We start from the raw sequence: 12,507 nt of genomic DNA, 5'->3' as shown, positions 1-12,507 counted from the left end.
TGTGTCACCATTCCTCTCATCACAGTACTGTATTTAGGTTATTAATCGAGCGTCCCCACCGCAGCCAACTTCTGGCTCAAATAGGCGGCTAGTGCCCGATTATCCGGTTGACTTTGCCAATCCGGTTGCTGCACGATTGCGTGGGCATCTTGCTGGGCAACTTGTAGCACGGTCAAATCCGCAATCGGATCACCCACTTTAAATTCCGGCATTCCCGATTGCTTGACACCCAGCACATCACCGGCTCCTCGTAATTCTAAGTCTTTTTGTGCCAAAACAAAACCATTTGTTGTCTGCGTCATGATCTGCATCCGCTCAATCCCTTGCTGGTTCTTGGGATCAGCCACCAAAATACAGTATGAAGCCTTGGTCCCACGACCGACGCGTCCGCGTAATTGATGTAGTTGCGCCAAGCCAAAACGGTCAGCATCATAAATCATCATGATTGTGGCATTCTTGACGTCAACACCCACTTCAATCACGGTCGTGGAAACAAGTAACTGAATGTCTCCCGCCTTAAAAGCCGCCATGACCGCGTCTTTTTCCTCAGGTTTCATTCGACCGTGCAACAGTCCAACTTTAACACTCGCCCCAAAATACTCTTGTAAATTAGCTGACAGAGCCTCGGCGTTTTTAACATCCAGCGTCTCGGATTCCTCAATCAATGGTGTCACCACATAGGCTTGCGATCCATTGTCAATCTGTTGATGAACAAAGCTTAACGCCGAATTAGCTTGGTTGCTCCGTACCCAAGTGGTTTGAATCGGTTGCCGACCAGCCGGTAATTCATCAATTTCAGAAACGTCCATTTCACCATACGCCGTAATCGCCAATGTCCTTGGAATTGGTGTTGCCGTCATGGCTAGTGCATCAGGTTGCCCGCCTTTTTGACGAAAGGCGGCCCGTTGGTTAACCCCAAAGCGATGTTGCTCATCGGTAATAACTAATCCCAAATTAGCATAAGTCACCCCGTCCTGGATCAGGGCGTGCGTGCCAATCAATAAGTTGATCTCACCAGCAGCCAGCGCTGCTAACAATGTCTTGCGGGCAGCTGGCTTGGTCGCACCCGTTAACAGTGCGACGTTGACATCCGTGTCGGCAAAGACCTGGGCCAAGTTATTTGCGTGTTGTTCAGCCAAAATTTCGGTTGGCGTCATCAACGCGGCCTGATAACCAGCGGTAATCGCCGCATACATGACAATGGCAGCCACAATCGTTTTCCCGGACCCCACGTCACCTTGAAGCAACCGATTCATATGCTTCGGTGACTTCAAATCCAAACAAATTTCATTGACAACACGTTTTTGGGCGTGGGTCAATTCAAATGGCAGTGTTTTAATAAACGCCTTTAGTCGGTCATTGTCATAAGCGATCGCAATACCGTTCGTCGTCGCGTCCGTTTGCTTCAGAACTTGCATTTGCATTTGAAACAACAAGAACTCCTCGTAGGTCGCTGAGCGTCGAGCGGCCGTTGAATCGGCTTGACTAGCTGGGAAGTGCATATCATGAATCATTTGGCGCCGCGGTAACAGTCGGTATTTAGCACGTAAGTTAGCAGGCACAATGTCCGTAATGACTGGGGCATATAACTCATATGCTTGTTTGATCATCTTCTGAATCGTCCCCTGCTTGACCGTCTTGCTGGCCGGATAAATCGAACCAAACGCTGAATCCGCATTATTGGGATTGATGATCTTCATTCCCGTCAAGCTACTGCGCGTGGCGTCCCACTTGCCATAAACGGCTAAATCTTGGCCAGTCTCAATCTGTTTCATCAAGTATGGTTGATTAAAAAAAGTCACCATATAGACGTCATGGTCGATTAACAAGCGAAAATTCAGGCGATTCTTCTTACGGCCAAACCGTGCTAGCACAGGTTCAGAAGCCACAGTACCCTTTAGTGTCACCTTTTCTTGATCGGCGATTTCATTGACGTCTTTGACCTGTAGATCTTCATAGCGAAAGGGATAATAGGTCAATAGATCTGCAATCGTATTAATCCCAAGCTCCGCTAAACCTTTTTGGCGGGCTGGGCCGACACCACTTAAAGTTGCAACCGCGTCACTCAACTGTTGTCCCATGCCTGACCACCGCCCTTTCTAAAATAATTGCCTTTACCAATATTAATTATACCAAAAAAACGTTTCAATCCCGCGGGAAGTATCCGTCCGTACAAAAACAGGCCCCAGCATCACTGCTAAGCCCTATTTTTAACGGTTAGTCCTATTCAACTGACACAAGGAATGGGTAAACTGGTTGGTCACCTTCATGAATTTCAATTTCTAATTCATCATCCAACTCTTGCACCTTAGCTGCCAAATGATCAGCGTCAGTTTTAGTTGCATCCTTGCCGTAAATAATCGTTACGAGTTCGCTATCTTCGTCGAGCATGGCTTTGACCATATCCAAAGCAGCGGTATCGCGATCTGGATTCGTAATTACGATTTTGCCATCAACTAAGCCCATGTAATCATCTTTCTTGATTTCAAGGCCATCAATCGTCGTGTCGCGAACAGCATGTGTGACTTGACCACTAACAACCGTACTCAAGGTTTCTTCCATCGCGGCCTGATTATCGTCTAAATCAGCTTCAGCATTGAATGCCAACATTGCAGTCATGCCTTGCGAAATCGTCTGACTGTGGATAATTTTAACTGGGACATCGGCAACTTCCGCAGCTTGTTCAGCTGCCAAAAAGATGTTTTTGTTGTTTGGCAATACTAATGCTTGTTGGGCACCACTGTCATTAACAGCTTTGACGATATCCGCGGTACTTGGATTCATCGTTTGACCACCAGCAATGATGTCGGTGACACCCAAGCCCTTAAATAGCTTGCCGATCCCATCACCCGATGACACAGAGATGATCGCATAACCATGCATGTCAACTTGTGGTTGTGAAGGTAAGGCGGGCTCAGCAGCGGCTTGCGCTTCGTCTTCCTTATCATGTTCCATGATGGTTTCTTGTTGTAGACGCATATTATCAACTTTAACTTTGATCAACGCCCCAAAACGTTGGCCCCACGTCATGACATCGCCAGGATGTTCCGTATGAACGTGCACCTTAACGATTTCATCATCGTTGATGACAAGTAATGAATCGCCCAATTTTGCTAAGTACTCATAGAAAGTGTCATAGTCGAACTTGTGATCAACTAACTTACCATCGCCGATTCGCACCATAATTTCGGTACAGTAGCCATACTTGATATCATTCGGGTCTAATTGCCCCTGCACACTTTGATGGTGGGCAGCATCAATCATCGAATCCATTTCAGCATCGTCCGGAACATAGTCCTGTGATTCGTCGACCTTGCCGCTTAATGAGTCACTAAAGGCTTCCAGCACGAAGGTCAGCCCCTGACCACCGGAATCAACAACCCCAACTTGTTTTAAAACGGGTAACAAGTCCGGCGTGGACTTCAATGCAGCTTCAGCAGCCGTAACGACGGCATCCATAACTTCACAAATATCATCGGTCGTTTTAACAGCTTCCTTACCGGCACCAGCAGCTTTGCGGATGACAGTGAGGATAGTTCCTTCAGTCGGCTTCATAACGGCCTTGTAGGCGGTCTGAGCACCGGCTGCGAGGGCGGCTGCTAAATCGTTAGCGGTTAAGCTCTCCTTATCCGCTACGGCTTTAGAAAAGCCCCGAAAAATTTGTGATAGAATCACACCAGAATTACCACGGGCCCCCATCAAGAGTCCCTTGGCTAAGGCTGACGCTAGGTCGCCTACTTTTGTACTGGTTTCTTCACGTTCATATTTGGCACCGCTGGCCATCGATAAGCTCATATTAGTCCCGGTATCACCATCTGGTACCGGAAAGACGTTCAAAGAATTAATAAATTCAGCACGTTGGTTCAGCTTTTGTGAAGCAGCCTGCACCATTTTGCCAAATTCAAGATTAGTAATCGTGGTGATTTTCAATTTCAAAATTCCTCCTTGGCTTCCACCAACATCAATTTAGTCGTTCATTACCCGGACACCTTGGACAATGACGTTGACCGAATTGGCCGTAACGCCAAGCATGTTTTGTAAGTTATATTTGACCTTGGCTTGGACATTGCGTGAGACTTCTGAAATTTTGGTCCCATAACTGACGATAATGTTGACATCAATAGCCACCCCATTATCCTCTTGGCGAACAACCACACCGCGCGCATAGTTTTCGCGGCGTAAAATTTCATTAACATTATCACGAATCTGGTTCCGACTCGCCATACCGACAACCCCGTAGTTATCCGTTGCGGCGCCACCGACGACCGTCGCGATAACATCATTATCAATATCAATGGTTCCAAATTGCGTTTTGATTTTGACAGCCATGAAAATAGCCTCCTTGTTTTAACGCGTTCATTTACGATAGTTTATCATAGCACAACCACTCTTGAAAGAAAAATTAAGCGACTGCTTAACAGAAGCCCGGAAACTGGGAATTTAGCAGTAAAGTAAAATTACTTGATAGAAATGTATTGCAACCTTTATTAATCTATGATAAATTATTCTAGTGAATGATAAAGACGACCTTTTATCAATGAATTACCGAAGGAGGCAGATCAACATGGCAAAAGACTACGTTACAGGCAAACGGACGCACTTTGGTAACACGCGTTCTCACGCTTTAAACCACAGCCGCCGCAGCTGGAAAGCTAACTTGCAAAAAGTTCGCATTTTAGTTGATGGTAAACCAAAGAAGGTTTGGGTTTCAGCTCGGACTTTGAAATCAGGTAAAGTTACGCGCGTTTAGCGCAGCAAATCGCCAGCACATTTTTTTGTGGCTGGCGTTTTTTGTTGTCTAAAATTACTAATTTCTCGTCAACTTTTTATAAAGTTTATAATTCAGCCTTGACCAGCCCATTATGATGACCTGAATCATTGAGGGTGCTTGCCGTACCATCGTCGGAAACAACCAGCTGGGTCTGACCAAAAAGTTCTGCTTCAACATAAGCTTTCCGGTTAGGTCTACTAACGACCACCGACCTAAACATCAGCACGTTTCACCAACAAGCTCCCCGATGATACGTCGTTACTGCATATTAAAAGACCGGTTGATGAGTTTATGACTCACCGACCGGTCTTATTTTAGCTGAAACCTTTGGGTACCCTACGCATCCGCCATGCTGTCATCACGACTTTGAATAACAGCTAGAACCCCCGCATCAAAGCTAAAGTGACCAGTATTGCCACTGAATTCGTTACTGGCCCATGAAATCGGGTACGCATTATAAGCAGCGTCCAACTGATACTTCTCATCGGGTAACGTGAGATGCATCGGCATCAGCGGTACAAACGCCAAATAGCGTTTATCCGCTTCCTTCGTAATCTGGTAGTCCCCTGGTAGAAAGAACCGAACCGAATTTTGCTTATCAATCAGTTTGATCTGCGGAGCCCACTGACGAAATACCGGATCAAGTACTAACCACATATTGGCCAGTAAATGGTCTAACCGACCACCCGTGGCACCATATAGATGCACTTCATCCGGTTGCAACTGCTCGAAAATGGATTTAATCGCCAATTGTGTATCCGTATGGTCTTGGTCGGGTTTGACAACGACAGCGCCCACCAACGCATCTTTGACAGTCTGGAGTTCAGCCGCATCAATTGAATCAAAATCACCTACGACCATCACGGGCTGGATACCACGTTTCACCAAACGCAACGCGCCACGGTCAGCGCCGACCCATGGTCCTGGAATCGTCGTTAAATCTGCTGGATAATTAGCGGTCGGTCCGCCAACCAGTAAGTTTACGATGGTTGCCATTAATTGGTCGCCACCTTCAAATCTTGAATACGTTGCGCTGGGTCCGCACTGTCATAGACATACGAACCAGCAACAGCGACCGTAGCACCAGCGTCATAGCACGCCTTGACGGTCTGGTCGTTGATTCCACCATCAACTTCAATCTCAAATTGATAACCGTGTTGTTGCTTCAATTCGTTCAACGCCGCAATTTTAGCAACCATTTGGTCCAGAAAATGTTGACCACCAAAACCAGGATTGACGGTCATAATCAAAACTTGATCCACTAGTGGCAATAATTCACTAATCATGCTGAGTGGTGTTCCGGGGTTCACGACCACTTCGGCTTTCACACCAGCATCTTTGATTAATTGTAAGGCGTGATAAATGTGACGGGTACTTTCAACGTGCACACCAATCAAATCTGCACCGGCCTTTGCAAACTGCCCAACAAACCGCTCTGGGTCCATAATCATTAAATGACAATCTAACATTAATGACGTTACTGGCCGTAAATCCGCCACAGTACTCATTCCGAATGACAAGTTGGGGACAAACTGACCATCCATCACGTCAATATGCAACGCATCGGCACCGGCATTTTCAGCCATCTGAACGTCACGTTGAAGGTTCGCAAAATCTGCACTTAAAATTGAAGGGGCAACTTTAATCATTAGTCTCACTCACTTTTTCTTATTATAGATTACTTTTTTATTTTTAATGGTTTCATAGAATTGTAAATAATTATCATAGCGACTTGCTAACAGCTCCCCAGCTGCCAATGCCTGTTTAACCGCACATTGCGGTTCGTTAATATGCACACAGCCTCGGTATTTGCAATCAGCGCTAAGTCGCACAAACTCTGGAAAATAATGGGGCAACTCGTTAGCGGCAATATCGAAAACTTCATAGGATGAGAAACCCGGCGTATCAGCGACCAACCCATCCGCAATCGGGATCAAGCTGACTTTACGGGTCGTATGTTTCCCACGATTCAGCGCCTGCGAGATTTCACCAGTCGCTAACGCCAGCCCTGGTTGTAAATGATTTAGCAGTGTTGACTTACCAGCACCAGTTTGGCCCATGACAACCGCCACATGACCAGCCAGAGCCGTTTTAACTGCGGCTAAGGCGGCCGGTGAAAATGCGGTTCGTTCGCAGATGACCTGGTAACCAATCTGCCGATAAGCGTCCGCTAATGTTAATCGTTGTTGGTACACCTCATCGGTTAGTAAATCAGTCTTCGCAAAGTAGAGTAATGGTTCAATACCTGCCACTGCCAAAGCTACCAGTTGTCGATCCAATAAATTCGTTGAAAATTCTTGTTCCGTTGTAGCGGTTACCACGATACCTAAATCAACATTAGCCACTGGCGGCCGTACCAACTGGGTCTGTCGATCAAGAATATTTAACACGTAGCCCTCTTGTGGGGTCGCCGCATCAAACTCCACATTGTCGCCGACAAGTGGCGTAATCCGCCGCTTCCGGAAATTCCCGCGTGCACGGGTCCGATACATTTGGCCATCAGCATAAACGTCATAAAAGCCGCTTAGCGATTGCCGAATTTGTCCAATTTTCAAATTAGCACCACCTTTTATATTATTTGGTACGGTCCACTTTTCTCTATTGTACCAAAAAAGTCATGCATTGCGCATGACTTATCTTTATTTTGTTGCATTTTTGCTTGTAATATTCTTCTTTTCCATGATCGTAACCCCGTTACGCACGATTCGGTAATGCCCCTTCGTATTACCGGTCAGCTGAAACGGTAAACTAATCTTAGTCGACCGCATGATTGCAATATCGCGATAAACGGTCTCAATCATATGGGTATCATCATACAAATAAATCTTAACATCGTTGGCCTGGGCAGTGGTGGCCGATAACGCTTTGTATGGCACCGTTAGTTTAACATAAAAATTCTGTGGTGTCGTCACGTTATTATCACTGCCCCTTGACATGGTCACCGTAATAGTCGACCCAGTCCGGACATTGCCACCGCCATCTGGATCTTGATCATAGGAATAACCTGCCTTCTGTTCCGAAGAGTAGCCCTGCTTAAAGTTAACATTAAGATCATTTGCCTCAGCATAGTCCAGAATATCGCTCTTGCTCTCACCAGTTAAATCTTTTAGCTCGACGTAGCGGCTACCAGCGCTGACCGTAAACGTCACCGTCGTATCTGTCGGCATCACGCGACTACCAGCGACAACATCCTGACTGATGATTTGTCCTGCTGCAACCGACGACGTACTGTAAGTTTCCTTAACTTTGAATCCCGCCGATTTAAGCGTCTGTCGAACATCATGGTAATTATCATTGACATAATTACCAAAGCTCATAACCTTGGCACCGTTACTGATAACCAAATTAATGCGAGCACGTTCTTGGACCCGCGTCTTAACACTGGGCGTTGATTTGATCACCTGATTTTTGGCTACCTGATTACTTTTAGCATGTTGAACAGTCCCGACCGTGAGATGGTGTTTTTTGAGGACCTTAGTTGCGGCACGCTGACTTAAGCCCGTTACTTTCGGCACCGTCGTCATCTGTGGCCGACTTAATTCCAAACCGACGATCACGGCCACGACTAATAACAAAATAATACCGCCCCAAAAGAGGAGCCGACGCCGCAACGGATGTCGTTTGGACCAAGAACGTGTTGGTAACGGTTCTTCATCAGCATCTGTCTGACTCTCAGTCGTTTCAGCCGGGCGCTGGAGTGTTGGTTGCTTGCTTTTATGCGCCACGACCTGGGTCTTACCGTCTTGATTGGCCGCAATTGCTGCTTGAATATCCGCACTGGGCATGATCTTAGTCTCATCATTACCGACATCTTGCGGTACAAAGCGCTTTTCGCCCGCACGGTTACTAGCAAGCACCGTCAATAAGTCAGCGGCCATGTCCTCGACCGTAGCATAACGTTCCCGTGGATCTTTCGTTGTCGCCTGCAAGACGACGTTTTCAAGTGCCTGCGGAATATCCGCATTAAACTCTCGCACGGATGGCATTGCATTTTGAAAATGCTTTAACGCAATGGAAACTGCCGTCTCACCCTTGAAAGGAACTGAGCCTGTTAACATCTCATATAAAATAATCCCTAACGAATAGATATCCGATTGTTTTGTCGCCATGCTACCGCGGGCCTGTTCCGGTGACAAATAATGGACCGAACCTAAAATCGTGTTAGTCTGCGTCATGGTATGTTCAGATAACGCGACCGCAATGCCGAAATCAGTGATTTTAGCATTGCCCTGCTCATCAATTAAAATATTTTGTGGTTTTAAATCCCGATGAATAATATTATGCGCGTGGGCCGTTGCCACGGCACTTAATATCTGCTCCATGATGTCGATTACTTGCTGTAACGGTAACGGAAAGTTCTCTTTAATATAATTTTTAAGATCCATCCCTTTGACGTATTCCATGACCAAGTATTGCATGCCATTTTCTTCGCCAATATCGTACAAACTGACAATGTGGGGGTGAACAAGTTCCGTCGTTGCCAGTGCCTCACGTTGGAATCGCTTGATGGTCTTAGGATCATCACGTAAGTCTAACCGGAGCAGTTTGACCGCAACATCACGATCTAATATTAAGTCATGTGCCAAGTAAACGTTGGCCATCCCACCTTCACCTAAGGACCGAACGATCCGATATCGTCCGCTAAGGGTATAGTTGGGTGTCATTTACTGGCCACCTCACCATCAAGCGCCATCAGCAGCGCCGTAATGTTATCCTTACCACCAGCTGCATTGGCTAATTTGATCAACGTCTCACACTTCTGGGTCGAAGTCTGCGTCGTTGCCAAAACCGTCGCAAGCTGTTGGTCAGTCACCATATTCGTCAGCCCATCTGAACATAATAACAATTGGTCCCCAGGTTGTATCTGGTAAAGGTTCGTATCGATATCCGCATCTGGTGAGATGCCTAGTGTCCGCGTAATAATATTTTTCTGCGGATGTTGTCGGGCCTGTTCGGCTGAAATCTCTCCTCGCTTGACCAACTCATTGACTAAAGAATGATCCTCCGTCAGTTGGTGGAGTTGCCCATCGCGAAAAAGATAGCCCCGACTATCACCAATGTTAGCCATCAAAAACTTTTGATCAAAAAGCAAAGCGGCGACCATTGTCGTACCCATGCCGTTTAGATCTGAAAATTCACGGGCCTTTTCAATAATATGCTGATTTTCATCTTGAACTTCACTTGCTAGCCACTTGACGGCATCATTGGGTTCCTTGAATGTTGTATTTTCAAACCGAAAACCCATGTGCGAGACTGCCATCTCGGAAGCGACATCGCCCCCCTGGTGGCCACCAATACCGTCCGCAACAATTGCAAAATTGATGCCCGCTTTATTTTGAAAAAAGCCGACATAGTCCTCATTTTCTTCACGTTGTTGGCCAATATCCGACCGGTATGCAAAATCCATTGTTTACCACTCCACCATTATTTTTTTCGCAAACAAGCAATGAAAAAGCCGTCGGATAAATAATCATCGGGATAAATCGACAAAGTCTTTTCCGTTCGATCAGTTTTCAAGTCTCGTTCAGTTGGCGTTGTTTGCAGCTCAAAATCTGGGTGATCCGCTAAGAATTTGGTAATCACATCCTGATTTTCCTGTTGCAAAATCGTGCACGTACTATACGTCATGATACCACCTTTTTTCAAGGTTGGGGCGACCGCTGTCAAAATTGCCAGCTGAATTCGTTGCAAGTTCAAACTATCCTGCAACTGTTTCTCATAGCGAATCTCAGGCTTCCGGCGCATCAATCCCAGTCCCGAACACGGAGCATCGACTAAAATTCGATCAAAACTTTCAGCATTAAACTGCGTCTCAACTTTACGGGCATCGAGTTCGGTGGCCTCAACGCGATCAGCAACGTGCATGCGCGCCGCATTTTGACCGATCAGTTTCACTTTATTGGCATGAATATCAAGGGCAACGACTGTGCCACCCTGCTCAGCATCTAAACTAGCCGCAATCTGGGTCGTCTTGCCCCCGGGGGCCGCACAAGCATCCAAGACTCGATCATTCGGCTGCGGATTGAGTGCTGGCACAACTAATTGTGCACTTTCATCTTGAACTGTGAACATGCCATACCGCATCGCTTCAGTATTAATGGCCTGACCATCCGTTGCAATCAGCCCTAACGGTGAGATTTCACTCGGCGTAATTGTCAAACCATCATTAATCAGCGCCGTTGTCACATCTTCAACCGTCGACAAGGCCGGGTTGACACGTAAGGCTTGCTTAGCTGGTTGGTTCAATGATGATAAGATTCGCTCCATCTTTTCAGCACCTAATTGACGCCGCAATTCTTGAATCAACCATATTGGCATGCTATAAGTCACACTCAACCGTTCATCAGGATCTTTAATCGCATCAAAACTCGGTAGTCCTGAGCGATCCATTTGATGTAAGACGCCGGTTACAAACCGCCGAATGCCAGGGTGACCTTTGACCTTAGCAATTTCAATCGTTTCGTTGAAAACGGCCCGTTGTGGAATCTTATCCAGATACTGCCATTGATACAATGCGCTCAATAAGAGCTCCCGTACCCAGGGGTCAATCTGGTGCGGATGTCGAACAAACGGGGTCAACCAGTATTCGAGAGTCAACCGATGTTGAATGACACCGTAAACCATATTTGTCAGCAGATTAATGTCACGCCGATCCATCTGATGATCATTGATTAACTGGTTTAATTGCAAATTTGAATATGCACCGTTCTTAATCTTCGCTAAGGCGGCGACCGCTAACCAGCGGGGGGTATTACCAACTGTACTCATTTATTAATAACCTGCTCTCCGGTAGCGAACTTATCTGCCGCCCCATTTAAATAGTCTGTAATTGTCATCTTCGGTTTACCAGCTGGCTGCAACTGATTGATTGCAATCGCTGTGTGGTCAGCAGCTGCAATCACAAGCTCATGTTTCGTCTTGCGAACCACTTGTCCAGGAGCTTGCGTGACCACTTCGTCAGCTAAGGGGGTCACATCCCAGAACTTCGTGCGCTTTCCATCCAAGACCGCATAGGCGATTGGTGCTGGCCGCATGCCCCGAACTTGATTATCAATTTCAACGGCCGTTTTTGTAAAGAAGTCTAAAACCTCTTGTTCTGGCCGAATGTTCGGTGCAAAGGTCACTTGGGATTCATCCTGTGGCACCGCCGTAATTTCGCCAGCAATCAACTTGGGCAACGTTTCCAGTAACAAGTCGCGACCAACTAAGCTCAACTTATCAAACATCGTCCCGGTGTCATCGTTTTTTTCAATTGGAATCGCACGCTGCGCCAGCATATCGCCCGCATCCATCTTTTTAACCATGTAAATGATAGTAATTCCAGTTTCAGACTCACCGTTGATAATTGAATATTGAACAGGCGCGCCACCACGATACTTAGGCAACAACGAGCCATGGACATTAACGGCACCAATTTTGGCAGCTTTCAACAATTTTGTTGGTAAAAACTGTCCAAAGGCGGCCGTCACAATTAAATCGGGCTGCAAGTCAATAATCTGTTGCATTTCAGGACTACCACTAATCTTTTCCGGTTGGAAGACGGGAATATCATGGGCAACCGCGACTTCTTTGACTGGCGAAGCTGTTAAGACGTGTTTGCGACCAACTTTTCGGTCTGGCTGGGTCACAACGCCTAGTACCTGGTATTGTTCTTTAATTAAACTTTCGAGAATCGGTGCCGCAAACGCGGGCGTTCCCATAAAAACGATTGATGTCATTGTCAAACTTCCTCCTAA

Annotated in this window: 12 protein-coding genes; 1 reads left to right on the top strand and 11 read right to left on the bottom strand. The window is 46.4% G+C overall.

Translation table 11 applies throughout. The features are described 5' to 3' along the window. Window positions 1-41 precede the first annotated feature (41 nt). From recG to MZO41_RS01595, 3 genes are all read right to left on the bottom strand, one after another. A complete protein-coding gene (gene recG, locus MZO41_RS01605) occupies window positions 42-2,081 on the bottom strand; it encodes an ATP-dependent DNA helicase RecG (protein ID WP_003640374.1) in 2,040 nt (679 codons plus the stop codon). A 142-nt stretch (window positions 2,082-2,223) separates the two neighbouring features. Then, entirely contained in the window at window positions 2,224-3,930 is a 1,707-nt protein-coding gene (locus MZO41_RS01600) for a DAK2 domain-containing protein (protein WP_003644321.1), read from the bottom strand. Window positions 3,931-3,966: 36 nt separating this feature from the next. Further along, entirely contained in the window at window positions 3,967-4,329 is a 363-nt protein-coding gene (locus MZO41_RS01595; RefSeq protein WP_003638623.1) for an Asp23/Gls24 family envelope stress response protein, read from the bottom strand. A gap of 235 nt (window positions 4,330-4,564) precedes the next feature. On the opposite strand from MZO41_RS01595, the gene rpmB reads away from it, so the two are divergent. Then, window positions 4,565-4,750, top strand: coding sequence for a 50S ribosomal protein L28 (gene rpmB, locus MZO41_RS01590; RefSeq protein ID WP_003638622.1), 186 nt, complete (start codon window positions 4,565-4,567; stop codon window positions 4,748-4,750). An 85-nt stretch (window positions 4,751-4,835) separates the two neighbouring features. Here rpmB and MZO41_RS01585 read toward each other — a convergent pair whose 3' ends face one another. The 8 genes from MZO41_RS01585 to fmt all read right to left on the bottom strand — a co-directional run bounded on the left by MZO41_RS01585 (window position 4,836) and on the right by fmt (window position 12,489). Then, complete coding sequence (locus MZO41_RS01585; RefSeq protein WP_013355499.1) at window positions 4,836-4,979, bottom strand: hypothetical protein; 144 nt, start codon at window positions 4,977-4,979, stop codon at window positions 4,836-4,838. 128 nt (window positions 4,980-5,107) lie between these two features. Beyond that, complete coding sequence (locus MZO41_RS01580) at window positions 5,108-5,767, bottom strand: thiamine diphosphokinase (protein ID WP_003640371.1); 660 nt, start codon at window positions 5,765-5,767, stop codon at window positions 5,108-5,110. Continuing rightward, window positions 5,767-6,420 carry a ribulose-phosphate 3-epimerase gene (gene rpe / locus MZO41_RS01575; RefSeq protein ID WP_003640370.1) on the bottom strand — a complete coding sequence of 218 codons (654 nt, stop codon included), beginning with the start codon at window positions 6,418-6,420 and terminating at the stop codon, window positions 5,767-5,769. Before rpe ends, MZO41_RS01580 begins: the two co-directional genes overlap by 1 nt. Window positions 6,421-6,429: 9 nt before the next feature. Beyond that, a complete protein-coding gene (rsgA, locus tag MZO41_RS01570; protein WP_013355498.1) occupies window positions 6,430-7,326 on the bottom strand; it encodes a ribosome small subunit-dependent GTPase A in 897 nt (298 codons plus the stop codon). A gap of 84 nt (window positions 7,327-7,410) precedes the next feature. Next, window positions 7,411-9,435, bottom strand: coding sequence for a Stk1 family PASTA domain-containing Ser/Thr kinase (gene pknB / locus MZO41_RS01565; protein WP_013355497.1), 2,025 nt, complete (start codon window positions 9,433-9,435; stop codon window positions 7,411-7,413). Next, the gene (locus MZO41_RS01560; RefSeq protein WP_003640367.1) at window positions 9,432-10,178 is read right to left on the bottom strand and encodes a Stp1/IreP family PP2C-type Ser/Thr phosphatase; all 747 of its coding nucleotides are present in this window, start codon (window positions 10,176-10,178) and stop codon (window positions 9,432-9,434) included. Before MZO41_RS01560 ends, pknB begins: the two co-directional genes overlap by 4 nt. Before the next feature lie 17 nt (window positions 10,179-10,195). Then, window positions 10,196-11,539, bottom strand: a complete 1,344-nt coding sequence (rsmB, locus tag MZO41_RS01555; protein ID WP_003640366.1) for a 16S rRNA (cytosine(967)-C(5))-methyltransferase RsmB — start codon at window positions 11,537-11,539, stop codon at window positions 10,196-10,198. Continuing rightward, complete coding sequence (gene fmt / locus MZO41_RS01550) at window positions 11,536-12,489, bottom strand: methionyl-tRNA formyltransferase (RefSeq protein ID WP_003644319.1); 954 nt, start codon at window positions 12,487-12,489, stop codon at window positions 11,536-11,538. Before fmt ends, rsmB begins: the two co-directional genes overlap by 4 nt. Window positions 12,490-12,507 lie beyond the last annotated feature (18 nt).

It is taken from the genome of Lactiplantibacillus sp. C232 (genome assembly GCF_023806725.1).
GTDB classification, from domain to species: Bacteria; Bacillota; Bacilli; order Lactobacillales; family Lactobacillaceae; genus Lactiplantibacillus; species Lactiplantibacillus plantarum.
Note: the sequence above shows the minus strand (reverse complement) of the source record. Positions and strands in the feature narration are given on the sequence as shown.

Coding starts and splice junctions, on each gene's coding strand:
- fmt (WP_003644319.1), bottom strand. CDS start 12,489: ATGACATCAATCGTTTTTATGGGAACGCCCGCGTTTGCGGCACCGATT.
- rpmB (WP_003638622.1), top strand. CDS start 4,565: ATGGCAAAAGACTACGTTACAGGCAAACGGACGCACTTTGGTAACACG.
- MZO41_RS01595 (WP_003638623.1), bottom strand. CDS start 4,329: ATGGCTGTCAAAATCAAAACGCAATTTGGAACCATTGATATTGATAAT.
- MZO41_RS01560 (WP_003640367.1), bottom strand. CDS start 10,178: ATGGATTTTGCATACCGGTCGGATATTGGCCAACAACGTGAAGAAAAT.
- rsmB (WP_003640366.1), bottom strand. CDS start 11,539: ATGAGTACAGTTGGTAATACCCCCCGCTGGTTAGCGGTCGCCGCCTTA.
- rpe (WP_003640370.1), bottom strand. CDS start 6,420: ATGATTAAAGTTGCCCCTTCAATTTTAAGTGCAGATTTTGCGAACCTT.
- MZO41_RS01580 (WP_003640371.1), bottom strand. CDS start 5,767: ATGGCAACCATCGTAAACTTACTGGTTGGCGGACCGACCGCTAATTAT.
- pknB (WP_013355497.1), bottom strand. CDS start 9,435: ATGACACCCAACTATACCCTTAGCGGACGATATCGGATCGTTCGGTCC.
- recG (WP_003640374.1), bottom strand. CDS start 2,081: ATGGGACAACAGTTGAGTGACGCGGTTGCAACTTTAAGTGGTGTCGGC.